The 25,327-nt window shown below is 43.7% G+C and carries 30 protein-coding genes, 9 tRNA genes and 3 rRNA genes; 38 read left to right on the forward strand and 4 right to left on the reverse strand.

All coding sequences use genetic code 11. The features are described 5' to 3' along the window. The first annotated feature begins 22 nt into the window (after window positions 1-22). The 20 genes from rplR (at window position 23) to rpsI (ending at window position 11,885) form a co-directional block, all read left to right on the forward strand. Complete coding sequence (gene rplR, locus LC040_17420; GenBank protein ID WLR50977.1) at window positions 23-385, forward strand: 50S ribosomal protein L18; 363 nt, start codon at window positions 23-25, stop codon at window positions 383-385. A 20-nt stretch (window positions 386-405) separates the two neighbouring features. Beyond that, window positions 406-906: a 30S ribosomal protein S5 gene (gene rpsE, locus LC040_17425; GenBank protein ID WLR50978.1), complete on the forward strand. Its 501-nt coding sequence runs from the start codon at window positions 406-408 to the stop codon at window positions 904-906. Between the two features lie 13 nt (window positions 907-919). Further along, window positions 920-1,102 (forward strand): 50S ribosomal protein L30, encoded by a 183-nt coding sequence (rpmD, locus tag LC040_17430; GenBank protein ID WLR50979.1) that lies wholly within the window; start codon window positions 920-922, stop codon window positions 1,100-1,102. A gap of 28 nt (window positions 1,103-1,130) precedes the next feature. Continuing rightward, window positions 1,131-1,571, forward strand: a complete 441-nt coding sequence (rplO, locus tag LC040_17435) for a 50S ribosomal protein L15 (GenBank protein WLR50980.1) — start codon at window positions 1,131-1,133, stop codon at window positions 1,569-1,571. Next, complete coding sequence (secY, locus tag LC040_17440; GenBank protein ID WLR50981.1) at window positions 1,571-2,860, forward strand: preprotein translocase subunit SecY; 1,290 nt, start codon at window positions 1,571-1,573, stop codon at window positions 2,858-2,860. Before rplO ends, secY begins: the two co-directional genes overlap by 1 nt. Before the next feature lie 63 nt (window positions 2,861-2,923). Continuing rightward, entirely contained in the window at window positions 2,924-3,577 is a 654-nt protein-coding gene (locus tag LC040_17445) for an adenylate kinase (protein ID WLR50982.1), read from the forward strand. Then, a complete protein-coding gene (gene map / locus LC040_17450; protein ID WLR50983.1) occupies window positions 3,574-4,320 on the forward strand; it encodes a type I methionyl aminopeptidase in 747 nt (248 codons plus the stop codon). The genes LC040_17445 and map overlap by 4 nt, the downstream gene beginning before the upstream one ends. Window positions 4,321-4,336: 16 nt before the next feature. Continuing rightward, window positions 4,337-4,672, forward strand: a complete 336-nt coding sequence (locus LC040_17455; GenBank protein WLR50984.1) for a KOW domain-containing RNA-binding protein — start codon at window positions 4,337-4,339, stop codon at window positions 4,670-4,672. Further along, the gene (gene infA / locus LC040_17460; protein WLR50985.1) at window positions 4,650-4,868 is read left to right on the forward strand and encodes a translation initiation factor IF-1; all 219 of its coding nucleotides are present in this window, start codon (window positions 4,650-4,652) and stop codon (window positions 4,866-4,868) included. The genes LC040_17455 and infA overlap by 23 nt, the downstream gene beginning before the upstream one ends. A gap of 31 nt (window positions 4,869-4,899) precedes the next feature. Then, window positions 4,900-5,013 (forward strand): 50S ribosomal protein L36, encoded by a 114-nt coding sequence (gene rpmJ, locus LC040_17465; GenBank protein ID WLR50986.1) that lies wholly within the window; start codon window positions 4,900-4,902, stop codon window positions 5,011-5,013. Between the two features lie 24 nt (window positions 5,014-5,037). Further along, on the forward strand, window positions 5,038-5,403 hold the full coding sequence (rpsM, locus tag LC040_17470) for a 30S ribosomal protein S13 (GenBank protein WLR50987.1): 366 nt from the start codon (window positions 5,038-5,040) through the stop codon (window positions 5,401-5,403). A 26-nt stretch (window positions 5,404-5,429) separates the two neighbouring features. Beyond that, window positions 5,430-5,822, forward strand: a complete 393-nt coding sequence (gene rpsK / locus LC040_17475) for a 30S ribosomal protein S11 (GenBank protein ID WLR50988.1) — start codon at window positions 5,430-5,432, stop codon at window positions 5,820-5,822. Window positions 5,823-5,992: 170 nt separating this feature from the next. After that, entirely contained in the window at window positions 5,993-6,937 is a 945-nt protein-coding gene (locus LC040_17480) for a DNA-directed RNA polymerase subunit alpha (GenBank protein ID WLR50989.1), read from the forward strand. A gap of 63 nt (window positions 6,938-7,000) precedes the next feature. After that, window positions 7,001-7,363 carry a 50S ribosomal protein L17 gene (gene rplQ / locus LC040_17485; GenBank protein ID WLR50990.1) on the forward strand — a complete coding sequence of 121 codons (363 nt, stop codon included), beginning with the start codon at window positions 7,001-7,003 and terminating at the stop codon, window positions 7,361-7,363. Between the two features lie 275 nt (window positions 7,364-7,638). After that, window positions 7,639-8,484, forward strand: coding sequence for an energy-coupling factor ABC transporter ATP-binding protein (locus LC040_17490; protein ID WLR50991.1), 846 nt, complete (start codon window positions 7,639-7,641; stop codon window positions 8,482-8,484). Further along, window positions 8,460-9,329 carry an energy-coupling factor ABC transporter ATP-binding protein gene (locus LC040_17495; protein ID WLR50992.1) on the forward strand — a complete coding sequence of 290 codons (870 nt, stop codon included), beginning with the start codon at window positions 8,460-8,462 and terminating at the stop codon, window positions 9,327-9,329. Before LC040_17490 ends, LC040_17495 begins: the two co-directional genes overlap by 25 nt. Continuing rightward, a complete protein-coding gene (locus tag LC040_17500) occupies window positions 9,326-10,123 on the forward strand; it encodes an energy-coupling factor transporter transmembrane protein EcfT (protein WLR50993.1) in 798 nt (265 codons plus the stop codon). The genes LC040_17495 and LC040_17500 overlap by 4 nt, the downstream gene beginning before the upstream one ends. 12 nt (window positions 10,124-10,135) lie before the next feature. Beyond that, on the forward strand, window positions 10,136-10,879 hold the full coding sequence (gene truA / locus LC040_17505; GenBank protein ID WLR50994.1) for a tRNA pseudouridine(38-40) synthase TruA: 744 nt from the start codon (window positions 10,136-10,138) through the stop codon (window positions 10,877-10,879). A 158-nt stretch (window positions 10,880-11,037) separates the two neighbouring features. Further along, complete coding sequence (gene rplM / locus LC040_17510) at window positions 11,038-11,475, forward strand: 50S ribosomal protein L13 (GenBank protein WLR50995.1); 438 nt, start codon at window positions 11,038-11,040, stop codon at window positions 11,473-11,475. A gap of 17 nt (window positions 11,476-11,492) precedes the next feature. Continuing rightward, window positions 11,493-11,885: a 30S ribosomal protein S9 gene (gene rpsI / locus LC040_17515; GenBank protein WLR50996.1), complete on the forward strand. Its 393-nt coding sequence runs from the start codon at window positions 11,493-11,495 to the stop codon at window positions 11,883-11,885. 143 nt (window positions 11,886-12,028) lie between these two features. Here the strand turns inward: rpsI and LC040_17520 are convergent, their stop codons facing one another. Next, window positions 12,029-12,166 carry a lmo0937 family membrane protein gene (locus LC040_17520; protein WLR50997.1) on the reverse strand — a complete coding sequence of 46 codons (138 nt, stop codon included), beginning with the start codon at window positions 12,164-12,166 and terminating at the stop codon, window positions 12,029-12,031. A gap of 275 nt (window positions 12,167-12,441) precedes the next feature. Between LC040_17520 and LC040_17525 the strand changes: the two genes are divergently transcribed. From LC040_17525 to LC040_17535, 3 genes are all read left to right on the forward strand, one after another. Beyond that, window positions 12,442-12,888, forward strand: coding sequence for a DUF2521 family protein (locus LC040_17525; protein ID WLR50998.1), 447 nt, complete (start codon window positions 12,442-12,444; stop codon window positions 12,886-12,888). A 62-nt stretch (window positions 12,889-12,950) separates the two neighbouring features. Beyond that, the gene (gene cwlD / locus LC040_17530) at window positions 12,951-13,682 is read left to right on the forward strand and encodes an N-acetylmuramoyl-L-alanine amidase CwlD (GenBank protein WLR50999.1); all 732 of its coding nucleotides are present in this window, start codon (window positions 12,951-12,953) and stop codon (window positions 13,680-13,682) included. Between the two features lie 126 nt (window positions 13,683-13,808). Further along, window positions 13,809-14,858: an Mrp/NBP35 family ATP-binding protein gene (locus LC040_17535; protein ID WLR51000.1), complete on the forward strand. Its 1,050-nt coding sequence runs from the start codon at window positions 13,809-13,811 to the stop codon at window positions 14,856-14,858. A 34-nt stretch (window positions 14,859-14,892) separates the two neighbouring features. On the opposite strand, the gene gerD is transcribed toward LC040_17535, so the two are convergent. Next, window positions 14,893-15,540 carry a spore germination lipoprotein GerD gene (gerD, locus tag LC040_17540; GenBank protein ID WLR51001.1) on the reverse strand — a complete coding sequence of 216 codons (648 nt, stop codon included), beginning with the start codon at window positions 15,538-15,540 and terminating at the stop codon, window positions 14,893-14,895. Window positions 15,541-15,692: 152 nt separating this feature from the next. On the opposite strand from gerD, the gene LC040_17545 reads away from it, so the two are divergent. Continuing rightward, window positions 15,693-16,298, forward strand: a complete 606-nt coding sequence (locus tag LC040_17545) for a KinB-signaling pathway activation protein (protein ID WLR51002.1) — start codon at window positions 15,693-15,695, stop codon at window positions 16,296-16,298. A gap of 20 nt (window positions 16,299-16,318) precedes the next feature. On the opposite strand, the gene pdaB is transcribed toward LC040_17545, so the two are convergent. Further along, window positions 16,319-17,077 (reverse strand): polysaccharide deacetylase family sporulation protein PdaB, encoded by a 759-nt coding sequence (gene pdaB / locus LC040_17550; GenBank protein WLR51003.1) that lies wholly within the window; start codon window positions 17,075-17,077, stop codon window positions 16,319-16,321. Window positions 17,078-17,448: 371 nt separating this feature from the next. Between pdaB and LC040_17555 the strand changes: the two genes are divergently transcribed. The 13 genes from LC040_17555 to rocF all read left to right on the forward strand — a co-directional run bounded on the left by LC040_17555 (window position 17,449) and on the right by rocF (window position 24,288). Beyond that, window positions 17,449-18,994 (forward strand): 16S ribosomal RNA (locus LC040_17555). Between the two features lie 195 nt (window positions 18,995-19,189). Next, window positions 19,190-22,118: ribosomal RNA gene (locus LC040_17560) — 23S ribosomal RNA — on the forward strand. A gap of 117 nt (window positions 22,119-22,235) precedes the next feature. Next, window positions 22,236-22,351 (forward strand): 5S ribosomal RNA (gene rrf, locus LC040_17565). The 16S, 23S and 5S rRNA genes sit together here with 9 tRNA genes alongside, the layout of an rRNA operon. A gap of 26 nt (window positions 22,352-22,377) precedes the next feature. Further along, a tRNA-Asn gene (locus LC040_17570) sits at window positions 22,378-22,452 on the forward strand. Between the two features lies 1 nt (window position 22,453). Then, window positions 22,454-22,529 (forward strand) — tRNA-Thr (locus LC040_17575). A gap of 24 nt (window positions 22,530-22,553) precedes the next feature. Further along, window positions 22,554-22,625, forward strand: a tRNA-Glu gene (locus tag LC040_17580). A gap of 10 nt (window positions 22,626-22,635) precedes the next feature. Then, a tRNA-Thr gene (locus tag LC040_17585) sits at window positions 22,636-22,711 on the forward strand. 41 nt (window positions 22,712-22,752) lie between these two features. Beyond that, window positions 22,753-22,837: transfer RNA gene (locus LC040_17590), tRNA-Tyr, on the forward strand. 13 nt (window positions 22,838-22,850) lie between these two features. Continuing rightward, a tRNA-Gln gene (locus LC040_17595) sits at window positions 22,851-22,925 on the forward strand. A 2-nt stretch (window positions 22,926-22,927) separates the two neighbouring features. Then, a tRNA-Lys gene (locus LC040_17600) sits at window positions 22,928-23,000 on the forward strand. Between the two features lie 8 nt (window positions 23,001-23,008). Continuing rightward, window positions 23,009-23,083: transfer RNA gene (locus LC040_17605), tRNA-Gly, on the forward strand. A gap of 16 nt (window positions 23,084-23,099) precedes the next feature. Next, window positions 23,100-23,175 (forward strand) — tRNA-Ala (locus tag LC040_17610). Window positions 23,176-23,385: 210 nt separating this feature from the next. Continuing rightward, a complete protein-coding gene (rocF, locus tag LC040_17615) occupies window positions 23,386-24,288 on the forward strand; it encodes an arginase (protein ID WLR51004.1) in 903 nt (300 codons plus the stop codon). A gap of 50 nt (window positions 24,289-24,338) precedes the next feature. Here rocF and LC040_17620 read toward each other — a convergent pair whose 3' ends face one another. Then, window positions 24,339-24,515: an aspartyl-phosphate phosphatase Spo0E family protein gene (locus tag LC040_17620; protein WLR51005.1), complete on the reverse strand. Its 177-nt coding sequence runs from the start codon at window positions 24,513-24,515 to the stop codon at window positions 24,339-24,341. Between the two features lie 195 nt (window positions 24,516-24,710). On the opposite strand from LC040_17620, the gene sigW reads away from it, so the two are divergent. Further along, the gene (sigW, locus tag LC040_17625) at window positions 24,711-25,274 is read left to right on the forward strand and encodes an RNA polymerase sigma factor SigW (GenBank protein ID WLR51006.1); all 564 of its coding nucleotides are present in this window, start codon (window positions 24,711-24,713) and stop codon (window positions 25,272-25,274) included. The last annotated feature ends 53 nt before the right edge of the window (window positions 25,275-25,327 follow it).

A 25,327-nucleotide genomic window follows, 5' to 3' on the forward strand; every position in this document is an offset into this window, starting at 1 on the left:
GTAAAGGAAAGGAGTGACACAGATGATCACTAAGGCTGATAAAAATAAGGTGCGTAAAAAACGTCATGCACGTGTACGTAGCAAAATCACAGGGACACCTGAACGTCCACGTCTTAACATTTTTCGTTCCAACAAGCATATCTATGCACAACTTATCGATGATCTAAATGGTGTAACAGTAGCAAGTGCTTCTAGCCAAGATAAAGACTTCAATGCTGAAGGCACTGCAAATGTTGACGCTGCGAAAGAAGTTGGCACATTGATCGCGAAGCGTGCTGTAGAAAATGGTCATAAGGTAGTAGTATTTGACCGTGGCGGTTATCTATATCATGGACGTGTAAAAGCACTAGCTGACGCTGCTCGCGAAGCTGGTCTTGAATTTTAATCGAAAAAGGAGGGACATACATGCGACGCATTGACCCAAATAAACTTGAGCTTGAAGAACGCGTAGTTACGGTAAACCGTGTAGCTAAAGTTGTAAAAGGTGGACGCCGTTTCCGCTTTGCTGCACTAGTAGTTGTTGGTGATAAGAATGGTCATGTAGGTTTCGGTACTGGTAAAGCACAAGAAGTACCAGAAGCAATCCGTAAAGCTATCGAAGACGCAAAGAAAAACCTTATCAGCGTACCAACTGCAGGTACTACAATTCCGCATGAGATTGTCGGTGAATTTGGTGCGGGTAACGTACTTTTAAAGCCTGCTTCTGAAGGTACAGGAATCATCGCTGGTGGACCTGTACGTGCGGTACTTGAATTAGCAGGTATTGGCGACATTTTGTCTAAATCACTAGGTTCAAATACTCCAATTAACATGGTTCGCGCAACACTTAATGGCCTTGATAGCCTTAAGCGCCCTGAAGAGGTTGCAAAATTGCGCGGTAAATCTGTAGAAGAACTGTTAGGATAGGGAGGGAAACACATTGGCTAAAAAATTGGAAATTACCCTCAAGCGCAGCCTAATTGGTCGTACGCAAGACCAACGTGTAACTGTGAAAACTCTTGGTCTGCGCAAAATGCACCAAACAGTTGAACATGAAGATAACCCGGCTATCCGCGGGATGATTAATAAAGTATCTCATCTTGTAGAAGTGAAAGAAAAGTAAACACCCTTAAAAAGAGGAGGTGCACGAAATGAAACTTCATGAATTGAAACCAGCTGAGGGTTCACGCAAAACTCGTAACCGTGTAGGTCGTGGAATGGCATCAGGTAACGGTAAGACGTCTGGTAAAGGTCATAAAGGTCAAAAAGCACGTTCTGGTGGCGGCGTACGTCCAGGCTTCGAAGGTGGACAAATGCCTTTATTCCAACGTTTACCTAAACGCGGCTTCACGAACATCAGCCGTAAAGAGTATGCCGTTGTGAACCTTGAGACGCTAAACCGTTTTGAAGATGGTACTGAGGTAACACCAGGACTACTTCTTGAAACTGGCGTTGTCAGCAAACTAAAAGCTGGTGTTAAAGTTCTTGGAAAAGGTAAGCTAGAGAAGAAGCTTACGGTTAAAGCTCATAAGTTTTCTTCATCAGCGAAGGAAGCGATTGAGGCTGCTGGCGGTACAACTGAGGTGGTTTAATGTTTCAGACAATCTCCAATATGATGCGTGTGGCTGATATACGCCGCAAAATTGTCTTTACATTACTGATGCTCATTGTTTTCCGTATCGGCAGTTTCATCCCCGTTCCCAATGTGAACGTGGATGCAATCAATTTCCAAGACCAAAACAATGTGTTTGGTTTGGTAAATACATTTGCCGGTGGAGCGCTACAGCGTTTTTCAATATTCGCTATGGGCATCATGCCATATATTACAGCATCAATTATCATTCAGTTATTACAAATGGATGTTGTTCCTAAGTTTGCTGAATGGTCAAAACAGGGAGAAGTTGGTCGCCGTAAACTAGCTCAATTTACTCGTTATGGAACAATTGTGCTTGGATTTATCCAAGCTATTGGTATGTCTATTGGGTTTAACAATCTTTTTCCAGGATTGATTACAAACCCAGGCATTCCAACATACTTGTTTATCGCGCTAGTTTTAACAGCGGGTACAGCTTTCTTACTGTGGTTAGGTGAACAAATTACGGCAAAAGGTGTAGGGAACGGTATTTCGATCCTCATCTTTGCTGGTATCGTTGCTGCAATTCCTAATGCAGTCAACCAAATGTATGCGCAACAAATCGAAGATGCTGGCGAACAGCTTTTCATTCGAATCGTAATCGTAGCTCTTGTCTTACTCGCGATTCTAGCTGTAATTGTCGGTGTAATCTTCATTCAACAAGCACTACGTAAAATTCCAATCCAATATGCGAAGCGTTTGGTAGGTCGCAGTCCTGTTGGTGGGCAGTCCACACATTTACCGATTAAGGTTAATGCGGCAGGTGTAATTCCGGTAATCTTTGCGATTTCCTTCTTAATTACACCTCCAACAATTGCCGGATTTTTCGGAGATAATGAAGTGACTCGATGGATTCAAACGAATTTCAACTACACCGCTCCGGTCGGAATGGTTGTTTACGTAGCACTTATTATCGCATTCTCGTATTTCTATACATTTGTTCAAGTAAACCCTGAGCAAATGGCAGAAAACTTGAAGAAACAAGGTGGATATATTCCAGGTATTCGTCCGGGTAAAAATACGGAAAAATATTTAAATAAGATTCTTTATCGCCTTACATTTGTAGGCTCAATCTTTCTTGCACTTATTGCAGCACTTCCAGTATTCTTTATCCAGCTTGCTCAGTTGCCACCTTCCGTTCAAATCGGTGGTACAAGTTTGTTAATCGTTGTAGGTGTAGCTTTAGAGACAATGAAACAGCTAGAAAGCCAGCTAGTTAAACGCCATTACAAAGGTTTTTTGAAATAAAGAATTGAGGAATGGGAATTACACCTTCCCATTACCTCATAAGAAATTAGGGGGAGAATTAGTATGAATCTAGTATTGATGGGGCTCCCGGGTGCTGGCAAAGGTACTCAAGCCGAGCAGATTGTAGAAAAGTACGATATTCCTCATATTTCAACTGGGGATATGTTTCGCGCTGCAATGAAGGAAGGTACACAGCTGGGATTAAAAGCGAAAGAATATATCGATAAGGGCGAATTAGTACCTGATGAAGTTACAATTGGTATTGTTCGTGAACGTTTAGGCAAAGATGATTGCAAGAAAGGTTTCTTGCTTGATGGCTTCCCACGAACTGTGGCGCAAGCTGAAGCATTAGAAGAGATTACGGGTGAATTAGACCGTAAAATCGACTATGTATTATATATCGACGTTGAAAAAGACAGCCTTATGGCGCGCCTTACTGGCCGACGTATTTGTAAAGATTGTGGCGCAACCTATCATGTTATTTTTAACCCTCCTGCACAAGAAGGAGTATGTGATAAGTGTGGCGGTGAACTTTACCAACGTGAAGATGATAATGAAGAAACTGTTTCGAATCGTCTTGAAGTCAACATCAAACAAACACAACCATTGCTTGATTTCTATGAAGAAAAGGGCTACCTTCGTAAGGTAGATGGCAACCAAGAAATCAACCAAGTGTTTGTAGACGTTGACAAATTGCTTGGAGGCTTAAGTGGATGATCATTTGCAAAACGCAACGAGAAATTGATATCATGCGTGAAGCAGGTAAAATCGTTGCACTGACACACCAAGAACTGCAAAAACACATCAAACCAGGTATAACGACGAAAGAATTGGATTCGATTGCTGAAAAGTTTATTCGTAAACATGATGCAATTCCTTCTTTTAAAGGTTATAATGGTTTCCGCGGAAGTATTTGTGCTTCTGTAAATGAAGAGTTAGTTCATGGTATCCCTGGTGACCGAGAACTTCGCGATGGTGATATCATTAGCATTGATATCGGCGCGAAATATAATGGTTACCACGGTGACTCTGCTTGGACCTATGGTGTGGGAGAAATTTCGGAAGAAGCGCAGCGTCTGTTAGATGTAACAGAAGAATCGCTATACAAAGGTTTAGCGGAAGCAAAGCCAAGCGAACGTCTTTCAAATATTTCTCACGCAATTCAAACGTATGTAGAGGCAAACGACTTTTCGATTGTCAGAGAGTACGTTGGCCATGGTGTCGGGCAAGAACTCCATGAAGACCCGCAAATTCCGCATTATGGTCCTCCTAACAAAGGACCTAGATTAAAGCCAGGTATGGTTCTTGCAATTGAACCTATGGTGAATGCGGGAGCTCGTCATGTTCGAACTTTACCTGATAACTGGACAGTTGTTACGGTTGATGGGAAGTTATGTGCGCATTTTGAGCATACAATTGCAATAACCGAAGAAGGTTATGAAATTTTGACAAAAGCCTAAGTGAAGGTGATAATGGGTGAACGAATCAGAATCGAGTCCTCGAATAGGTCAGTTAGTTCAAGTACTGCAAGGGAAAGAAGCTGGTACTTATTCGGTAGTTATCAGCATGCTCGATGATCGTTTTGTGCTGATTGCAGATGGAGATCGCAGAAAGTTCGACCGTCCCAAGAAGAAAAACGTAAATCACCTGAAATGGTTTGATTACATTTCTCCTGAAGTTCAGAACAGTATCGAAGAAACAGGTCGAGTGACAAACGGGAAACTGAGGTTTGCAGTCACAAAGTTTGTAAATGAACAAGTTACTGAATTCGAGAAGGGAGAGCAGCTTGATGGCGAAAGACGATGTAATTGAAGTTGAAGGTACCATCGTAGAGACATTGCCAAATGCAATGTTTAAGGTGGAACTAGATAATGGCCATACGGTTTTAGCACATGTTTCAGGTAAAATTCGTATGCATTTCATTCGCATTTTACCTGGCGATAAGGTGACAGTTGAACTTTCACCTTATGATCTAACACGTGGTCGTATCACTTATCGTTATAAATAAAAGCACTCCGCAGTACAAGGAGGTTTGAAGAATGAAAGTAAGACCATCAGTGAAACCAATTTGCGAAAAGTGCAAAGTTATCCGTCGTAAAGGTAAAGTAATGGTTATTTGTGAAAACCCTAAGCATAAACAAAAACAAGGTTAATCCCAAGGAGGTGCAGCTCTTACTATGGCTCGTATTGCAGGTGTAGATATTCCTCGTGAAAAGCGCGTGGTTATCTCTTTAACTTACGTATATGGTATCGGCCAATCTACTGCTAAACAAGTTCTAGCTGAAGCTGGAGTTTCTGAGGACACGCGCGTGCGTGATCTTACAGAAGATGAACTAGGTAAAATCCGTGAAATCGTTGACCGTCTAAAAGTAGAAGGTGACCTTCGCCGCGAAATTTCATTAAACATCAAACGTCTTATTGAAATTGGCTCTTATCGTGGTATCCGTCATCGTCGTGGACTCCCTGTACGTGGACAACATTCTAAGAACAATGCTCGTACGCGCAAAGGCCCTCGCCGTACAGTAGCAAACAAAAAGAAATAATTCGTTGAAAAGGAGGTAAGCGTACAATGGCTCGCAAGAAAACAAACACACGTAAGCGTCGTGTGAAAAAGAATATTGAAACTGGAATGGCTCACATTCGTTCAACATTCAACAACACAATCGTAACAATTACTGATGTTCATGGTAATGCAGTATCATGGTCAAGTGCTGGAGCGCTAGGATTTAAAGGTTCTCGTAAATCTACTCCTTTCGCTGCACAAATGGCTGCAGAAGCTGCTGCGAAAACTTCTATGGAACATGGTATGAAGTCTTTGGAAGTAACTGTAAAAGGCCCTGGTGCAGGTCGTGAAGCTGCTATCCGTGCACTGCAATCTGCAGGTCTTGAAGTAACTGCAATTCGTGACGTTACTCCAGTACCTCATAATGGTTGCCGCCCACCAAAACGTCGTCGTGTATAAAAAACGCGTATAGATTTCAGATCCCTGTCTATAATGGGATATGATAGTGTCTTTGCAAGTTCCATGTAGACTGGTTTGTTGTGCACAGTTGGGAACTGCTATTGGGGAATTTCGGTTAGCGTTCTCCCACGCTGACCGGGGTTTCGACGTTTTGAAGGAGGGTTTAATGAATGATTGAAATTGAAAAACCGAAAATCGAAACGGTTGAAATCAGCGATGATGCCACATTTGGAAAATTTGTCGTCGAACCGCTGGAACGTGGATATGGAACAACATTAGGAAACTCCTTGCGTCGTATTCTATTATCCTCTCTCCCAGGTGCTGCTGTAACATCTGTTAAGATTGATGGTGTTCAACATGAGTTCTCTACAGTTGACGGAGTGGTAGAGGACGTTACGACGATTATCTTACATCTTAAAAAGTTGGCCCTTAAAATCTATTCAGATGAAGAGAAAACACTTGAAGTTGATGTACAAGGTGACGGTGTCGTTACAGCTGCGGATATCACGCACGATAGTGATGTTGAAATCCTAAATCCAGATCTTCATATTGCAACGCTTGACAAAAATGCGCATCTCCGTATGCGTTTAACTGCTAAGCGTGGTCGTGGCTATACGCCAGCAGACTCAAACAAAGATGATGATCAACCAATCGGAGTTGTGCCGATTGATTCCATATATACGCCTGTCTCTCGTGTAACTTACCAAGTGGAGAATACTCGTGTAGGTCAGGTAACAAACTTTGATAAATTAACCCTCGATGTTTGGACAGATGGAAGTATTCGACCTGAGGAAGCTGTTTCTTTGGGCGCGAAGATTCTGACTGAACACTTAAACATCTTTGTTGGTTTAACTGACGAAGCGCAAAAAGCTGAAATTATGGTCGAAAAAGAAGAGGACCAGAAAGAAAAGGTTCTTGAGATGACAATCGAGGAACTCGATTTATCAGTTCGTTCATATAACTGCTTGAAGCGTGCGGGCATCAATACAGTACAAGAATTAGCAAACAAGACTGAAGAAGATATGATGAAAGTCCGTAACTTAGGCCGCAAATCACTTGAAGAAGTGAAGAATAAACTAAATGATCTTGGTTTAGGTCTTCGTAAAGACGAATAGTCAATCATAACTGAACGGTTTTAAATAAATAACACGAACATTCAACAAAGGAGGGAACCTCTCATGGCATACTCAAAATTAGGTCGTACATCTTCACAACGTAAAGCTCTTTTACGTGATCTAACTGCAGATCTTTTCATTAATGAGCGCATCGAAACTACAGAGGCTAAAGCGAAAGAGCTTCGTTCAATCGCTGAGAAAATGATCACTTTTGGTAAGCGTGGTGATCTTCACGCACGTCGCCAAGCTGCACAGTTCATCCGTAATGAAGTTGCGAATGAAGAAACTGGTGAAGACGTTCTTCAAAAGCTTTTCAGTGACATCGCACCACGTTATGAAGACCGTCAAGGCGGATACACTCGTATTATGAAAGTAGGTCCTCGCCGCGGTGATGGTGCACCAATGGTAATCATCGAGCTTGTGTAATTGATACACTTTTTTAAAAGGGCGGGACAGAATCGTTAAGAATCTGATTCTAGGCCCTTTTTTTGTAGTGTTTGATTTTACCAGGAAAATAATACGTGTAAAACTAGAGGCTGTGGTGTTCGCATTGTATCGGAATAGAAACGTGAATACCGGGCTTTCTTTGTTTCGGTAGCATTCTAAATGGAGGCTCTGTTGTACTCCGCAACAGAGCCTTCATTGTATATATACGATATTTCCGAGGAAATTGTCGAAATTGCTCCAGTTGAGAGGGACTGATGGTAGTGGAGAACTTAGTTTCAGTGAAAAATTTATATTATCGTTATCCGAACGCAGAGAGCTGGACATTAGAAGATGTGAACTTAACGCTAAACCGTGGAGAATGGACGGCGGTAGTCGGTCACAACGGTTCAGGTAAATCGACCTTAGCAAAGCTGCTTAATGGTCTGTTGTTACCTGAAAAGGGTGAGATTTTAATTGATGACCAACTAAGCGTTAACCAAGAAAACATTTGGGAAGTTCGCAAACGAATAGGAATGGTCTTTCAAAATCCAGATAATCAATTTGTAGGGGCAACGGTTAGAGATGATGTGGCTTTTGGTTTGGAAAACATCGGAATCCCTCGTGAGGAAATGGTTAAGCGTATTGACCACGCTCTAGCAGAAGTCAACATGACCGACTTTCTCAATCAAGAGCCGCACCATCTATCAGGGGGACAGAAGCAGCGAGTTGCAATTGCAGGAATTATTGCATTAGAACCCTCATTAATGATTTTGGATGAATCAACATCGATGCTAGACCCTTCTGGTAGGAAAGAAGTTGTCGAGACTGTTCGAGAGCTCCAGCAGAAGAAAGGTATTACGGTTCTCTCTATTACCCACGAGTTAGAAGAAATTGTAGAGGCAGACCGCGTGATTGTGATGAACCGAGGGAAAATTTATAAAGAAGGAACACCACAAGAGCTTTTCAAGCACGCAGATGAGCTTGCAGAGATTGGTCTAGACCTTCCATTTACCATTCAACTAAGCCGTGCGTTAGAGAAGCATGGTGTTCGAAACAGCGAAGTTTATCTTACCCATGAGGAATTGGTGAACAGTCTATGGAAATTGTATTCAAAGACGTAGAACATCGATATCAGGTTAATACACCATTTGAACGTGTCGCTCTTTATGAGATGAATATTTCAATTCCTGATCATGCTTATTATGCTGTCATTGGTCACACGGGCTCAGGAAAGTCCACGCTTGTCCAGCATTTAAATGCTTTACTGAAACCGACAAAAGGGGAAATTAAGGCAGGAGACTTTCAAATCTCTTCAAATAAGAAGGCGAAGGAATTGAAGGCTTTACGGAAGCGTGTAGGAATGGTCTTTCAATACCCAGAACATCAGTTGTTCGATGAAACAGTTGAGAAAGACATTTGCTTTGCTCCTCTAAACTATGGGGTGAGTGAAGAGAAAGCGAAAGTTATTGCAAGAGAATCCTTGAAAACGGTTGGATTGCCGGAAGAAGTATTAGAGCGTTCTCCATTTGATTTAAGCGGTGGTCAGATGAGGCGTGTAGCAATTGCTGGTGTGCTCGCAATGGAGCCGGAGGTCTTAGTGTTAGATGAGCCTACAGCAGGGCTTGACCCGAAAGGCCGGAAAGAGATGATGGCTCTCTTTAAGCATTTGCATGAAGAGAAGGGTTTGTCGATTATTTTAGTTACTCATAATATGGATGACGCGGCAAAATACGCAGAACATATCTTTGTAATGGATAAAGGCACGTTATACATGCAGGGAGCACCGAGAGAGGTCTTTGCACAGGCAGACAAGCTTCGTAACGTTGGCTTGGATGTACCTGAGTCTATTCGTTTTCTACAAAAGGTAGAGGAAAAGTTCAATGTTAGCTTACCTTATGACGCCTTTACACCAGAAGAGATTGCTGTCCAGCTTTCAAAGGTGCTGAAAAGAGGTGGCTCAGCATGATGAAAAACTTTATCATAGGGCAATATGTACCTGGAGAATCTGTTATTCATCAGATGGACCCACGGTCAAAGCTATCGGCAATTTTCCTTTTCGTATTTGTTGTTTTTTTAGCAAATAATACTCTTACGTATGGAATACTTGGTTTATTCACGATAGCAGTTGTACTTCTATCGAAAATTCCATTCTCTTTTCTGATTAGAGGCTTGAAGCCAATTCTATGGATTATCCTCTTCACGGTTTTCTTGCATTTATTTATGACGAAAGAGGGTAGTGTTCTTGTTGACCTCGGATGGCTTAAAATCTATGAGGGTGGCGTTGAGCAAGGTGTATTTATTTCATTGCGGTTATTATTCTTAATTATGGTTACGACATTACTGACGTTAACGACAACACCGATTGAAATTACAGATGGAATGGAAAGCCTGTTATCACCTTTTAAACGCATTGGTCTTCCTGCGCATGAATTAGCACTTATGATGTCTATTTCACTTCGATTTATTCCAACGTTAATGCAGGAGACAGAAAAGATTATGAAAGCCCAGACAGCTAGAGGTGTGGACTTCAGTGGCGGTCCATTGAAAGAGCGGTTGAAAGCGATTGTGCCAATGCTTGTCCCATTGTTTATCAGCGCCTTTCGTCGTGCAGAAGATTTGGCACTAGCAATGGAAGCACGAGGATATCGCGGTGATGCTGGCCGCACAAAGTTAAGAGAGCTGTCGTGGGGAGCGAAAGATTCCTTAGCATTTATTTTTCTAGCAGTCTTAGCCATTATTCTATTTTATTTTCGAGGTTAAAAGGGTGATAGCATGGTAAGAATGAAGTGTATAATCGCCTACGACGGAACTCGCTTTAGTGGTTATCAAGTCCAGCCTAACAAACGAACTGTTCAGGAAGAGATTGAGGCAGCACTCAAACGGATACATAAAGGGCAACATATTCGTATTCATGCGTCAGGAAGAACAGATGCAGGGGTGCATGCGCAAGGACAAGTGATTCACTTCGACACACTACTAGCGATTCCGCCAGATAGATGGAAGGTGGCATTGAATGCTAATCTTCCAGAAGACATTGTGATCAAGCATGCTGAACAAGTAGAGGACAGCTTTCACGCGCGGTTCGATGCAGTAAAGAAGGAGTATCGCTATGTCGTTCATTTGAGCAGAGAGCGGGACGTGTTTCAACGCAACTATGCTTACCACTTTCCAAGACAGTTAGATTTAGAAGTAATGAGGCAAGCTGCTGGGTATTTTATCGGAACGCATGATTTTACATCGTTTTGTTCAGCGAAGACTGAAGTTGAGGATAAAGTGCGCACGATCTATGAGCTGGATTGCCATATACACGGTGAAACGCTTGTGTTTCGCTACATAGGCAATGGCTTCCTATATAATATGGTGCGCATCTTAACAGGAACATTGTTAAAAGTCGGTGAAAATAAAATACCTGCCGAAAAAATTCCAGAACTTCTAAAACAGCGAAATCGCGAGCATATTGGGGATACAGTGCCTGGACACGGTTTATTTTTGTGGAAAGTTCACTATAACAACTAAACCAGGCGTAACATTTTCTTGACATTGGGTCAAGAAGTGTTATATTATATCCCTTGGTACTATTTCTGAATCCACGGTTAGCCCCGGAACTTAATCGTGTTGATAATATAGTGTCAGAAATGAAAAATGAATCGATTGAATTATTAGGAGGGAAAACGATGCGTACGACTTTCATGGCAAAGCATAATGAAGTTGAACGTAAGTGGTTTGTAGTTGACGCTGAAGGCAAGACTCTAGGTCGCCTTTCAACAGAAGTTGCTTCAATCCTTCGCGGTAAACATAAACCAACATATACGCCACACGTTGATACTGGTGATAACGTAATCATCATTAATGCAGAGAAAATTGAGCTTACTGGTAAAAAACTAAGCGACAAGATTTATTACCGTCATTCTAACCACCCAGGCGGTCTTAAGTCACGTACAGCTAATGAAATGCGAACTAAGTATCCTGAAAGAATGCTTGAGATTGCAATCAAAGGCATGCTTCCAAAAGGACCACTTGGACGTCAAATGGTTAAGAAATTGCACGTATATGCGGGCAATGAGCATCCACATACAGCACAAAAACCAGAAGTTTACGAACTTCGAGGATAATTTAAGGAGGGTTTACTTTGGCACAGGTACAATACTACGGTACAGGACGTCGTAAAAAATCAGTTGCACGTGTACGCTTAGTTCCTGGCGAAGGCCGCGTACTGGTTAACGGACGTGACGCGGAAGAATTCTTCCCACTAGAAACTTTGCGTGTTATTCTTAAGCAACCGCTTGTAGCTACTGAAACACAAGGAAGCTACGATGTACATGTTAATGTGAACGGTGGCGGTTATACAGGTCAAGCTGGCGCAATTCGTCACGGCATCGCTCGTGCGTTGTTACAAGCTGATCCAGAATATCGTCTAACACTTAAGCGTGGCGGTTTCTTAACTCGTGATTCACGTGCGAAAGAGCGTAAGAAATACGGTCTTAAAGGCGCTCGTCGTGCACCACAGTTCTCAAAACGTTAATATTCGCTTACTCAAAACATCTCGACTTTCAAAGTCGGGATGTTTTTTTATGTTTAGCTTTATTAAACGAGGCTACTGATTCCCCCCGCAGGAGTCGGTTAAAAACGTGAAAAAGGCAGCCCATCTAAATAGGCTGCCTTTATCTAAGCACGTTTGATTAATTTTACGACAAGTACGATTAGCGCGATGACGAGAAGAAGATGAATTAAGCCGCCACCAATTTGGAAAGAGAAACCTAATAGCCATAAAATAATTAGAATTCCGATAATTAACCACAACATCTTCTGTTCACCCTCTCATATCTTTTTAGTATTTATTTTGTGTTGTTAGTAAAATTCCCGAAATCTCAGATCTAAAACTTGTTAAGCTCCTTTAGAGGGTATTTCGGGAGTTTTGGCGCATTTTTTTGTAGTTAACACGGGGTTGAAAGAATGATCATAGTATAGACAAAGCCTTAATGGTTAGTTCTCCCTTTTTTCTTCCACAGAAAAGACAAACAAACCCTGTATGAACGACAGCGAGGCTGCACACAACTATATAAAAAGGCGTGAACAACATGAATGTGATTACTTCTTTAGATGAACGCCGAAGGAAAAGAACGGCGTTGTTTGAGCGTAAGATGTTGCGGGAGATTTCCTTGAAAGAGCTCCAAAAGCGCACGAATGAATATTTTTCTACTTTTTTCTCTTCTCAAAATGTCTATGGAACAGCGATTGAGAGTTCAGCGGTTGATATGGCAGTAGAAGCGTATTTATTAGGAGCGGAAATGAGTCGCTTTGGTTATTATGGTGAAGAAAGGAATGAGGTTCGCAATCGCTCTTCACTACACGAAAAGAAATTAGCAGACACATTGTTTGACTACATTTCGTATTGGCATGTGGCAACTGAGAACAATCTTGTTGAGGAATCCATTTATATTGCCTGTGAGCACTTCGTTTATACGTGGTGGGTAGAAGGATTCGAAAATGGCGTTAGGCGTTATCGATTACGTCTGCATCATTAATTTCATAAAATCTTATCTTGTCCCATATAGTTGTTAAGAGGAAACTATCGGAGGGGACAGGGATGAATAAGATAAGGAAACGAATTATCTTGCTAAGTGTAGGGTTGATTGGCTTAATTGCACTTATTGTAAGTACTTGGCCGACTCAAAACGTTTGGAAGACATGGAACTTACCACTGTCGGGTCAGGTGATTGTTCTTGATGCAGGACATGGCGGTCCGGATAGCGGGGCTGTAGGAAGCAATGATTTGCTTGAAAAGGATGTTGCCCTGAATGTAACACTTTACTTACGGGACTACTTACAGGAAGCAGGTGCTCTTGTCTACTTAACAAGGGAAGAAGATGAAGACTTAGCTGCCAAGTCAACAAAAGGCTATAGCAAAAGAAAAAGTGAGGACTTAAAGAAAAGAGTAGAGGTTGTGAACAATAGTGATGCTGATTTATTTTTATCAATCCATTTGAACGCGATTCCTTCCTCACGATGGCACGGGGCACAGACTTTTTATTACCCACACTTTGAAGAGAGTGAAGTACTGTCTAGGTTTGTACAAGATGAAATAAAACGAAACTTAGAGAATACAAATCGTTATGCGAAAGCGATTAATCATGTTTACTTATTAAAGCATGCGAAAGTACCTGGAGCACTGGTAGAAGTAGGCTTTCTTTCAAATCCTCATGAACGAGATTTACTAGCAAAGGAAGAGTACCAAGATAAGTTAGCTGCATCCATCTATAAAGGTGTCCTTCGATTCTATACAGATGAAAAACCACCTGAACAGCCGCCTATTGATTAATGGGCGGTTGTTTCTATATATAGAGCACATTAAATGGAGTGTTTTTCACATTGTTTTGTGTATGTTATGCTATACTAATACATGAAATTTCGGAATACATTAACATTTAAAGGCGGTGTACTCATTATGCTAACAGTCGAACAAGTACATGAATTACTTGGACAACTTGAAGACCCATTTTTACATAAATCTTTTTCGGAAACAAATGCGGTAGAAGAAGTGAAGATTAAAGAAGAGAAGGCACATGTAAGCGTTAAGGTCGCTCTTGCGAAGACAGGAACTGGCGAACAAATGCAGCTACAACAACAAATCGTGCAAATCTTGAAAGAAGCGGGTGCTGAGACAGTAGGCTTACGTTTCACAGAGCTTTCGGAAGAAGAAATTGCAAAGCATCAGCCAGAGGGTACAGAGGAAGAGCAACCAAACATTCTTAACTCAAAAGATACAACCTTTATTGCTGTAGCAAGCGGAAAAGGCGGGGTTGGGAAATCTACAGTTTCCGTAAACCTTGCTGTATCCCTAGCACGATTAGGCAAAAAAGTAGGAATTGTTGATGCAGATATTTATGGCTTCAGTGTACCAGATATGATGGGGATTACGGAGCGTCCGAAAGTGAGAGGCGAACGGATCATCCCGGTTGATCGATATGGCGTGAAAGTCATTTCGATGGGCTTCTTCGTGGAAGATAATTCTCCAGTAATTTGGCGTGGGCCGATGCTTGGCAAGATGTTAAATAACTTCTTTGCTGAAGTAGAGTGGGGAGATCTAGATTATCTATTCCTTGACTTACCGCCTGGAACAGGAGATGTAGCGCTTGACGTTCATACGATGCTTCCAGCAAGTAAGGAAATTATTGTGACAACACCACATGCTACAGCAGCATTTGTAGCGGCTCGTGCTGGGGCAATGGCATTGCGTACAGAGCATGAACTTCTTGGTGTTGTAGAAAACATGTCTTATTTCCAAAGCAAAGCAACTGGTGAAAAGGAATATGTCTTCGGTAAAGGCGGAGGAGAAAAGCTTTCAGAAGAACTTCGTACAGAGCTGCTTGGACAGCTGCCGCTTGGACAACCAGATTGGGATGAAGATGATTTTGCCCCTTCGATTTATGGAGAAGACCATGAAATCGGTAAGGTATATACGAAAATCGCAGAACGTATTATTGAATTAACGTAAGCAAAAACCCGCCTTATTGGCGGGTTTTATCTCTTTATGAGGAGGAATCTTCGTCTGAGCTTTCATCAGAGCCTTCTTCTTGTTCTTTATCTTTCCCTTCGCCTTCATCCTTAGAAGGCTTCTTTTCTTCTTCTTCTTTCTTCATATCTTCTGCACCCTTCATAAGCAGTTCTTGCATTTTTGCTTTGAAAAGAGGACTTTCCATCGTTTCGGTCATTAATTTTTTGACCTCTTCACGGTATTCAGGTGTCGACATTAAGTCAGTAAATTGCTTTTGCATTTCTGGTGATTTGTATATATCCATCATCATTTTTTGATATTCGGGGTCTTTCATTAATTTTTTTATTAGTTTTTCGTGTTCTTCTTGTATGCTTTTAGCAAAAGCTTCGCTAAATTTAGGGTCTTTGAATTGTTTATTCCAGAACTCTTTTGCTTCCTTAGATGTGAGTTCTTTCTTAATGGCATCTTGGACGACTTTATCTTCCATTACGAAGGTTTCTTTCATTTTGTCATCTTTCATAATTTCTTGCATTGCTTTCTTACCTTCGTCTGTTTTAAGTATATCCACTACCATCTTCTTTGTAGCGTCGTAATCAGGCTGGCTGCTCCCTTGCGCTTCATTTCCTGAACAGCCGGAAAGAAGGATGATAAAGAGTGCAAGGAGCGGTGCGATTAATTTCATGATGTGTAGCTCCTTTCAAACGATTTCTTTATTACTTAATATGAAATTCTGTGACAAAAATATACACATCTTTCTCAAATGTAGAGGTAGCAATTTCTGAAAGCCATTGATACAATCAATAGAGAAATTCACCTTGTTTGGAGGAAACGTCCTTGAAAAGTCGTAATTTGGTGCGCTTATTCATATCAACCCTCCTAATCGGCGGTATTAGTACGGTTATCGTGGGTTTTATGGTTAAGTGGCAAGAATATGCGGCGCTTTTTAGCGCTTTACATATTGGGGAAATTTTAGGGGCTGCTTTTTGGTTTTTGGGAGTAGGCTTCATCTTTAGTTTAATCAGTCAAATGGGCTTCTTTGCATATTTGACAGTTCATCGTTTTGGATTAGGTATCTTTCGTTCAGCATCGTTATGGAATGCTATTCAACTTGTACTGATTGCATTTGTATTCTTTGATTTAATTTATTTCCGTTATCAAACGTTCGGACAGCCTAGTCAATCACTCATGCCTTATATTGTGCCACCTGTTCTGATGTTAATCTTTGCACTCTTAGTTGCATACAAAAAAATGAAGGAAACAAACCGGGGCGCATTCATTCCGGCAGTCTTCTTCATTTTCGTTATTTCAACAATCGAATGGTTCCCAGCACTGCGTGTTAATGAAGCAGACTGGTTATGGTTGATGATCTATCCATTATTAATCTGTAATGCGTGGCAGCTTCTGCTTCTTCATCGGTTAACAGAGCAGAGTTCCAATTAAATTAAGTATGAAGCGGCGAGTTATTTTACTTCTTTACTTGAAGCTTCCGTATTAGCGATTAATTCGCTTATCGGAATGTTTGAGTAGCCACTTTTCTTCATTCCTTTTATAATAAGAGGAAGGGCTTTTGCTGTTTGTTTGGCAGAGTCGGAAGCGTGAAGAAGGATAACATCGCCGCCTTTTAATTCGATAAGTGTTTTATTTACAATTTCTTTTACCCCTGGATTGGTCTCATCTTTCGAATCGATACTCCAATGGACAAGTGTATAATCATATGAATCCACTGCCTTTAATATCTCCTTATTGAAACCTCCCGTAGGCGTGCGCATCAGCTCAATATCTCGAACCTCCATTTTTTCAAACACTTCTTTCGCTTTAGATAAATCCCTTTTAATTTTCGCGACATCGTAATCTGTGTAGTTCTGATAGGTGTAACCGAGTGTGCCGATCTCATGGCCGTCTTCTTTAATACGCTTCACTATGTCAGGGTGTCTTTCTGCCCAAGAAGCTGAAAGAAAGAATGTGGCATTATCAATTTCAGCAGCCTTAAGGATATCCAGAATAGGTAGGGCCTTCTCATCTCCCCAGTTCAAATTAAACGTTAAAGCTACATGCTTGCTTTTCTCTTCTCCTCTATAGAAAACTTGAGGTTCTTCGCCAGATGAGAAAACAGCAAGGTGAAGGTTATTCATATATAAGAAAGTGGCGGTAAATAACGCTGTTAAAAGCAGGATCAATGAGCGCTTTATTTTTCTTCCGTTTAATACATAAAATTTCATATTGATTCCCTCCTCATCACTGCTATACATTTATATGTAGGTAAGGACAAGATATGCCCTAAAAAGATGTTTAGCAGAAGGGGTGTATAGAGAAAAGAAATAATGGGTACACTGTTTTTTGGGTATTTAATAAAAAAGTTATTAAAAGTTGTTGACACCTGCTTTGTGAGTTGGTATATTTATATACGTCGCCGAGAGAGACAGCGAAATAACAGCGACAAATTAGAAATAAAATAAAAAAGTGTTGACAAACACTTTTGAAGTTGCTAGAATTTAAAAGCAACGTTAAGAAATGCTCTTTGAAAACTGAACAAAATGAACATGCTTAACGAGCAAGTTTCAAATTTTTTCGAACTTCCATTTGGAAGCATTTATCGGAGAGTTTGATCCTGGCTCAGGACGAACGCTGGCGGCGTGCCTAATACATGCAAGTCGAGCGGATGAAGGGGAGCTTGCTCCCTGGATTCAGCGGCGGACGGGTGAGTAACACGTGGGCAACCTGCCTGTAAGACTGGGATAACTCCGGGAAACCGGGGCTAATACCGGATAATCAAGTGAACCGCATGGTTCGCTTGTAAAAGACGGTTTTGCTGTCACTTACAGATGGGCCCGCGGCGCATTAGTTAGTTGGTGGGGTAACGGCCTACCAAGACGACGATGCGTAGCCGACCTGAGAGGGTGATCGGCCACACTGGGACTGAGACACGGCCCAGACTCCTACGGGAGGCAGCAGTAGGGAATCATCCGCAATGGACGAAAGTCTGACGGTGCAACGCCGCGTGAACGATGAAGGCCTTCGGGTCGTAAAGTTCTGTTGTTAGGGAAGAACAAGTGCCGGAGTAACTGCCGGCACCTTGACGGTACCTAACCAGAAAGCCACGGCTAACTACGTGCCAGCAGCCGCGGTAATACGTAGGTGGCAAGCGTTGTCCGGAATTATTGGGCGTAAAGCGCGCGCAGGCGGTTTCTTAAGTCTGATGTGAAAGCCCGTGGCTCAACCACGGAGGGTCATTGGAAACTGGGGAACTTGAGTGCAGAAGAGGAGAGTGGAATTCCACGTGTAGCGGTGAAATGCGTAGATATGTGGAGGAACACCAGTGGCGAAGGCGACTCTCTGGTCTGTAACTGACGCTGAGGCGCGAAAGCGTGGGGAGCAAACAGGATTAGATACCCTGGTAGTCCACGCCGTAAACGATGAGTGCTAAGTGTTAGGGGGTTTCCGCCCCTTAGTGCTGAAGTTAACGCATTAAGCACTCCGCCTGGGGAGTACGACCGCAAGGTTGAAACTCAAAGGAATTGACGGGGGCCCGCACAAGCGGTGGAGCATGTGGTTTAATTCGAAGCAACGCGAAGAACCTTACCAGGTCTTGACATCCTCTGACCACCCTGGAGACAGGGCTTCCCCTTCGGGGGCAGAGTGACAGGTGGTGCATGGTTGTCGTCAGCTCGTGTCGTGAGATGTTGGGTTAAGTCCCGCAACGAGCGCAACCCTTGTCCTTAGTTGCCAGCATTTAGTTGGGCACTCTAAGGAGACTGCCGGTGACAAACCGGAGGAAGGTGGGGATGACGTCAAATCATCATGCCCCTTATGACCTGGGCTACACACGTGCTACAATGGATGGTACAAAGGGAAGCAAGACCGCGAGGTGGAGCCAATCCCATAAAGCCATTCTCAGTTCGGATTGCAGGCTGCAACTCGCCTGCATGAAGCCGGAATCGCTAGTAATCGCGGATCAGCATGCCGCGGTGAATACGTTCCCGGGCCTTGTACACACCGCCCGTCACACCACGAGAGTTTGTAACACCCGAAGTCGGTGGGGTAACCTTTGGAGCCAGCCGCCGAAGGTGGGACAAATGATTGGGGTGAAGTCGTAACAAGGTAGCCGTATCGGAAGGTGCGGCTGGATCACCTCCTTTCTAAGGATTTTATATGCACCAACGGTGCAAAACGATTAAGCATGTTTCATTTTGTTCAGTTTTGAGAGAGCATTCTCTCAATCAATGTTTGTTCCTTGAAAACTAGATAACCGAAACAGAAGTAAAGATTCCTTTTTAAATTAAACCGATTTAAAGGGTATGTGCAAATGCGTTTTATGTATGATGCTCATCAATGGTTAAGTTAGAAAGGGCGCACGGTGGATGCCTTGGCACTAGGAGCCGATGAAGGACGAGACTAACATCGATATGCTTCGGCGAGCTGTAAGTAAGCGTTGACCCGGAGATTTCCGAATGGGGAAACCCACTGTCCGTAATGGGGCAGTATCATCATCTGAATCCATAGGGTGATGAAGGCAGACCCGGGGAACTGAAACATCTAAGTACCCGGAGGAAGAGAAAGCAAACGCGATTTCCCGAGTAGCGGCGAGCGAAACGGAAACAGCCCAAACCAAGAGGCTTGCCTCTTGGGGTTGTAGGACGTTCCACATGGAGTTACAAAGGAACAGGATAAGTGAAGCGGCCTGGAAAGGCCGGCCACAGAAGGTAACAGCCCTGTAGCTGAAATCCTGTTCCCTCCGGAGCGGATCCTGAGTACGGCGGAACACGTGAAATTCCGTCGGAAGCAGGGAGGACCATCTCCCAAGGCTAAATACTCCCTAGTGACCGATAGTGAACCAGTACCGTGAGGGAAAGGTGAAAAGCACCCCTGACGGGGAGTGAAAAGATCCTGAAACCGTGTGCCTACAAGTAGTCGGAGCCCATTAACGGGTGACGGCGTGCCTTTTGTAGAATGAACCGGCGAGTTACGATCTCGTGCAAGGTTAAGTCGGAAAGACGGAGCCGCAGCGAAAGCGAGTCTGAATAGGGCGATATAGTACGTGGTCGTAGACCCGAAACCGAGTGATCTACCCATGTCCAGGGTGAAGTTCAGGTAACACTGAATGGAGGCCCGAACCCACGCACGTTGAAAAGTGCGGGGATGAGGTGTGGGTAGGGGTGAAATGCCAATCGAACTCGGAGATAGCTGGTTCTCCCCGAAATAGCTTTAGGGCTAGCCTCAAGGGAAGAGTCTTGGAGGTAGAGCACTGATTGGATGAGGGGCCCCCAACGGGTTACCGAGTTCAGTCAAACTCCGAATGCCAATGACTTATCCTTGGGAGTCAGACGCGAGTGATAAGGTCCGTAGTCGAGAGGGAAACAGCCCAGACCACCAGCTAAGGTCCCTAAGTATACGTTAAGTGGAAAAGGATGTGGAGTTGCCCAGACAACCAGGATGTTGGCTCAGAAGCAGCCACCATTTAAAGAGTGCGTAATAGCTCACTGGTCGAGTGACTCTGCGCCGAAAATATACCGGGGCTAAACGTATCACCGAAGCTGTGGATGTTCCGCATGGAACATGGTAGGGGAGCGTTCTAAGCGCTTTGAAGCCAGACCGTAAGGACTGGTGGAGTACTTAGAAGTGAGAATGCCGGTATGAGTAGCGAAAAGACAAGTGAGAATCTTGTCCATCGAAAGCCTAAGGTTTCCTGAGGAAGGCTCGTCCGCTCAGGGTTAGTCGGGACCTAAGCCGAGGCCGAAAGGCGTAGGCGATGGCCAACAGGTTGAAATTCCTGTACCACCTCCTCACCATTTGAGCAATGGGGGACGCAGGAAGGTAGGGTGAGCACGCCACTGGATGTGCGCGTCCAAGCCGTTAGGCTGACAACGAGGCAAATCCCGTTGTCATAAGGCTGAGCGGTGATGGCGAGGGAAATTTTAGTACCGAAGTCCCTGATCCTACACTGCCAAGAAAAGCCTCTAGCGAGGTGAGAGGTGCCCGTACCGCAAACCGACACAGGTAGGCGAGGAGAGAATCCTAAGATGAGCGGGAAAACTCTGGTTAAGGAACTCGGCAAAATGACCCCGTAACTTCGGGAGAAGGGGTGCTCTTTGGGGTTTATAGCCCCGAAGAGCCGCAGTGAATAGGCCCAAGCGACTGTTTAGCAAAAACACAGGTCTCTGCGAAGCCGCAAGGCGAAGTATAGGGGCTGACACCTGCCCGGTGCTGGAAGGTTAAGAGGAGGGGTTATCCTCACGGAGAAGCTCTGAATCGAAGCCCCAGTAAACGGCGGCCGTAACTATAACGGTCCTAAGGTAGCGAAATTCCTTGTCGGGTAAGTTCCGACCGCACGAAAGGTGCAACGACTTGGGCACTGTCTCAACCAGAGACCCGGTGAAATTATACTATGCGTGAAGATGCGCATTACCCGCGACAGGACGGAAAGACCCCGTGGAGCTTTACTGCAGCCTGATATTGAATTTTGGTACAGCTTGTACAGGATAGGCAGGAGCCTTGGAAGCGTGAGCGCCAGCTTACGTGGAGGCGCTGGTGGGATACTGCCCTTGCTGTATTGAAATTCTAACCCTGAGCCGTTATCCGGCTCGGAGACAGTGTCAGGTAGGCAGTTTGACTGGGGCGGTCGCCTCCCAAAAGGTAACGGAGGCGCCCAAAGGTTCCCTCAGAATGGTTGGAAATCATTCGCAGAGTGTAAAGGCACAAGGGAGCTTGACTGCGAGACCTACAAGTCGAGCAGGGACGAAAGTCGGGCTTAGTGATCCGGTGGTTCCGCATGGAAGGGCCATCGCTCAACGGATAAAAGCTACCCCGGGGATAACAGGCTTATCTCCCCCAAGAGTCCACATCGACGGGGAGGTTTGGCACCTCGATGTCGGCTCATCGCATCCTGGGGCTGTAGTCGGTCCCAAGGGTTGGGCTGTTCGCCCATTAAAGCGGTACGCGAGCTGGGTTCAGAACGTCGTGAGACAGTTCGGTCCCTATCCGTCGTGGGCGCAGGAAATTTGAGAGGAGCTGTCCTTAGTACGAGAGGACCGGGATGGACACACCGCTGGTGTACCAGTTGTTCCGCCAGGAGCATCGCTGGGTAGCTACGTGTGGACGGGATAAGTGCTGAAAGCATCTAAGCATGAAGCCCCCCTCAAGATGAGATTTCCCATAGCGTCAAGCTAGTAAGATCCCTCAGAGATGATGAGGTAGATAGGTTCGGGGTGGAAGCGTGGCGACACGTGCAGCTGACGAATACTAATCGATCGAGGACTTAACCAATTTAATTGGAAATGCAAGACAACCAGCGTGCATCACACATGCACTGCACACTTCTGTTTCAGGTGTTATCTAGTTTTGAAGGAATAAATATTTCCTTACATGAAATTAAATAGATAGTCCGGTAACAACAGCGAAGAGGTCACACCCGTTCCCATACCGAACACGGAAGTTAAGCTCTTCAGCGCCGATGGTAGTTGGGGTTCTTCCCCTGTGAGAGTAGGACGTTGCCGGGCTCTCTTTATTGTGATTTCATAATTATTCCACAGTAGCTCAGTGGTAGAGCTATCGGCTGTTAACCGATCGGTCGTAGGTTCGAATCCTACCTGTGGAGCCATGCTTCCATAGCTCAGTTGGTAGAGCACTTCCATGGTAAGGAAGAGGTCACCGGTTCGAGCCCGGTTGGAAGCTCCATGCAGCGCAGTTTTTTAATAAACTGGCCCGTTGGTCAAGTGGTTAAGACACCGCCCTTTCACGGCGGTAACACGGGTTCGAATCCCGTACGGGTCATCATAAATGTGCCGGTCTAGCTCAATTGGTAGAGCAACTGACTTGTAATCAGTAGGTTGGGGGTTCAAGTCCTCTGGCCGGCACCATTCTTTTATACATAAGATTGCTTATTAGTGAGCATACTAATGGAGGGGTAGCGAAGTGGCTAAACGCGGCGGACTGTAAATCCGCTCCCTCAGGGTTCGGCGGTTCGAATCCGTCCCCCTCCACCATTTTATAATTTGTTGGGCTATAGCCAAGCGGTAAGGCAACGGACTTTGACTCCGTCATGCGCTGGTTCGAATCCAGCTAGCCCAGCCAATGAGCCATTAGCTCAGTTGGTAGAGCATCTGACTTTTAATCAGAGGGTCGAAGGTTCGAATCCTTCATGGCTCATCCTAATCGCGGAAGTAGTTCAGTGGTAGAACACCACCTTGCCAAGGTGGGGGTCGCGGGTTCGAATCCCGTCTTCCGCTCCAAACTTTCTTATACAGAGGGGCCTTAGCTCAGCTGGGAGAGCGCCTGCCTTGCACGCAGGAGGTCAGCGGTTCGATCCCGCTAGGCTCCACCAAATACATAAATCCAAGCTTAAACCTAAATTGGTTTAAGCTTTTTTATTTCCCAGTTTTTATATAATAGGAAGCTTAACGGTCTTCTCTTCTGTTACGTACCTATTAAAAGAAAATGAAAGCGCATATATATACACATTTTTGTCGAGTTGAGTCATTGTTCTGAAAATGGCTACAATAGAGGTAGAGTAGAAATTTGAGGAGGTACTAGCTTGAACAAAAATGTTTCGATTATCGGAGTGCCAATGGATCTTGGACAAATGCGCCGCGGAGTAGATATGGGACCGAGTGCCATCCGTTATGCTGGCGTAGTGGAAAGACTAGAAGCACTGAATTATGATATTCAAGATTTAGGTGATATTGAAATCGGTAGACCACAGCGCCCACGGGTGGAACAGGAAGGCAGCTTAAAGAATCTTAAAGAAGTTAGTGAAGCAAATACAAAGCTAGCGGAAAAAGTAAATGACATAATAGAAGAAAAGCGCTTTCCGCTTGTGCTAGGTGGAGATCATAGTATTGCGATTGGGACATTAGCAGGTGTTTCAAAGCACTATAACAACTTAGGAGTTATTTGGTATGATGCCCATGGTGATTTGAACTCTGCAGATACATCACCTTCTGGCAATATCCATGGTATGCCTTTGGCGGTGAGCTTAGGTATTGGTCATAAGGACTTAACAGAAATTGGTGGTTATTCACCGAAAGTAAAACCAGAGAATATCGTGATTATTGGAGCTCGCTCTTTAGATGAGGGTGAGAGAGAGTTAATTCGTGAAAAGGGAATGCGCGTCTATACGATGCATGAAATTGACCGTATTGGTATGACGGCAGTGATGGAAGAGGCAATCAGCTATCTTTCGGCCAAAGCGGACGGCGTTCACTTGAGCCTTGACTTAGATGGTCTAGACCCAAATGATGCTCCAGGGGTAGGAACACCTGTAATTGGGGGAATTAGTTACCGAGAAAGTCACTTAGCGATGGAAATGCTTGCTGAATCTAATATCATTACATCAGCAGAGTTTGTAGAAGTTAACCCAATCTTAGATGAAAAAAATAAAACAGCGACTGTCGCTGTAGCATTGCTGGGGTCACTGTTTGGTGAAAAGTTAAAGTAGTACCATTCTTTTGAGGAAGCAGTAACACTTTGTTACTGTTTCTTTTGATTTTAGACGGAAACTACCTTTGTATATTTTAATTCTTCATAGTCATTTAATAACTTGTCCAATTCTTTGCTAATTAAAATCACCGCTTCTGAGTTCAACGAATGTGTAGTAGAAAGCTTGTGCATCTTATTTCTGCATTCTTCGATTTCATTAAGTAATTTACTTTCGTTAGCACACATAAGTCATTGCCTCACTTTCAAACAAAATAATTTAGAAAAAACTGTCTATTCTATTCATACCACATTCGAAGCGTAAGATAAACATTCTTTGCAAATTTTTGTTAAAATAAATATGTTAATTTTTTAAGCATAAGTGAAACTTAAACCTTTTTAAAACGTACATAAACTATAGCCGCAATGAGCGGAGGTAGCAAAATGGAAGCGATTGTAAAAAAACGAATTAAACAAGTGAAAAAAGGAGACCAAGATGCGTTCGCTGAGATAGTTGAACTTTACAAGGATAAAGTGTATCAGCTTTGCTATCGAATGCTTGGTAACGCCCACGAAGCAGAGGATGTTGCACAAGAAGCGTTCATTCGTGCATATGTGAACATTCAAAGTTATGATTTGAATCGTAAGTTCTCTACGTGGTTATTTCGGATTGCGACGAACCTTTCGATTGACCGGATTCGGAAGAAGAAACCTGATTATTTTCTTGATCAAGAAATTGCTGGGGCAGAAGGGTTAACGTTGTATTCACAAATTGCTGATAAAGGTCCTCTTCCTGAAGAGGATGTGGAGAGCTTAGAGTTACAGGAATGGATTCAGAACGAGATTTCAGCCCTTCCGCCGAAGTATCGGTCGGCAATCGTCTTGAAGTATATTGAAGAGCTTTCCTTAAAAGAAATAAGCGAAGTTCTTGACCTGCCTGTAAATACGGTTAAAACGCGAATCCATCGCGGACGAGAAGCATTGCGGAAGCGGCTAAGAGGATTGTAGACGGAACTGTACCGTTTCATCATCTTAAGCCATACATCTCTTACAGATGTAAA

It is taken from the genome of Bacillus tianshenii, from assembly GCA_020524525.2.
Taxonomy (GTDB): Bacteria; Bacillota; Bacilli; order Bacillales; family Bacillaceae_N; genus Bacillus_AV.

Bases quoted from the DNA above. Each gene is read 5' to 3' on its own strand.
- rplR (WLR50977.1), top strand. From the start codon at position 23: ATGATCACTAAGGCTGATAAAAATAAGGTGCGTAAAAAACGTCATGCA.
- rpsE (WLR50978.1), top strand. From the start codon at position 406: ATGCGACGCATTGACCCAAATAAACTTGAGCTTGAAGAACGCGTAGTT.
- rplO (WLR50980.1), top strand. From the start codon at position 1,131: ATGAAACTTCATGAATTGAAACCAGCTGAGGGTTCACGCAAAACTCGT.
- secY (WLR50981.1), top strand. From the start codon at position 1,571: ATGTTTCAGACAATCTCCAATATGATGCGTGTGGCTGATATACGCCGC.
- LC040_17445 (WLR50982.1), top strand. From the start codon at position 2,924: ATGAATCTAGTATTGATGGGGCTCCCGGGTGCTGGCAAAGGTACTCAA.
- map (WLR50983.1), top strand. From the start codon at position 3,574: ATGATCATTTGCAAAACGCAACGAGAAATTGATATCATGCGTGAAGCA.
- infA (WLR50985.1), top strand. From the start codon at position 4,650: ATGGCGAAAGACGATGTAATTGAAGTTGAAGGTACCATCGTAGAGACA.
- rpmJ (WLR50986.1), top strand. From the start codon at position 4,900: ATGAAAGTAAGACCATCAGTGAAACCAATTTGCGAAAAGTGCAAAGTT.
- rpsM (WLR50987.1), top strand. From the start codon at position 5,038: ATGGCTCGTATTGCAGGTGTAGATATTCCTCGTGAAAAGCGCGTGGTT.
- rpsK (WLR50988.1), top strand. From the start codon at position 5,430: ATGGCTCGCAAGAAAACAAACACACGTAAGCGTCGTGTGAAAAAGAAT.
- LC040_17480 (WLR50989.1), top strand. From the start codon at position 5,993: ATGATTGAAATTGAAAAACCGAAAATCGAAACGGTTGAAATCAGCGAT.
- rplQ (WLR50990.1), top strand. From the start codon at position 7,001: ATGGCATACTCAAAATTAGGTCGTACATCTTCACAACGTAAAGCTCTT.
- LC040_17490 (WLR50991.1), top strand. From the start codon at position 7,639: ATGGTAGTGGAGAACTTAGTTTCAGTGAAAAATTTATATTATCGTTAT.
- LC040_17495 (WLR50992.1), top strand. From the start codon at position 8,460: ATGGAAATTGTATTCAAAGACGTAGAACATCGATATCAGGTTAATACA.
- LC040_17500 (WLR50993.1), top strand. From the start codon at position 9,326: ATGATGAAAAACTTTATCATAGGGCAATATGTACCTGGAGAATCTGTT.
- truA (WLR50994.1), top strand. From the start codon at position 10,136: ATGGTAAGAATGAAGTGTATAATCGCCTACGACGGAACTCGCTTTAGT.
- rplM (WLR50995.1), top strand. From the start codon at position 11,038: ATGCGTACGACTTTCATGGCAAAGCATAATGAAGTTGAACGTAAGTGG.
- LC040_17520 (WLR50997.1), bottom strand. From the start codon at position 12,166: ATGTTGTGGTTAATTATCGGAATTCTAATTATTTTATGGCTATTAGGT.
- LC040_17525 (WLR50998.1), top strand. From the start codon at position 12,442: ATGAATGTGATTACTTCTTTAGATGAACGCCGAAGGAAAAGAACGGCG.
- cwlD (WLR50999.1), top strand. From the start codon at position 12,951: ATGAATAAGATAAGGAAACGAATTATCTTGCTAAGTGTAGGGTTGATT.
- LC040_17535 (WLR51000.1), top strand. From the start codon at position 13,809: ATGCTAACAGTCGAACAAGTACATGAATTACTTGGACAACTTGAAGAC.
- gerD (WLR51001.1), bottom strand. From the start codon at position 15,540: ATGAAATTAATCGCACCGCTCCTTGCACTCTTTATCATCCTTCTTTCC.
- pdaB (WLR51003.1), bottom strand. From the start codon at position 17,077: ATGAAATTTTATGTATTAAACGGAAGAAAAATAAAGCGCTCATTGATC.
- LC040_17620 (WLR51005.1), bottom strand. From the start codon at position 24,515: ATGTGTGCTAACGAAAGTAAATTACTTAATGAAATCGAAGAATGCAGA.
- sigW (WLR51006.1), top strand. From the start codon at position 24,711: ATGGAAGCGATTGTAAAAAAACGAATTAAACAAGTGAAAAAAGGAGAC.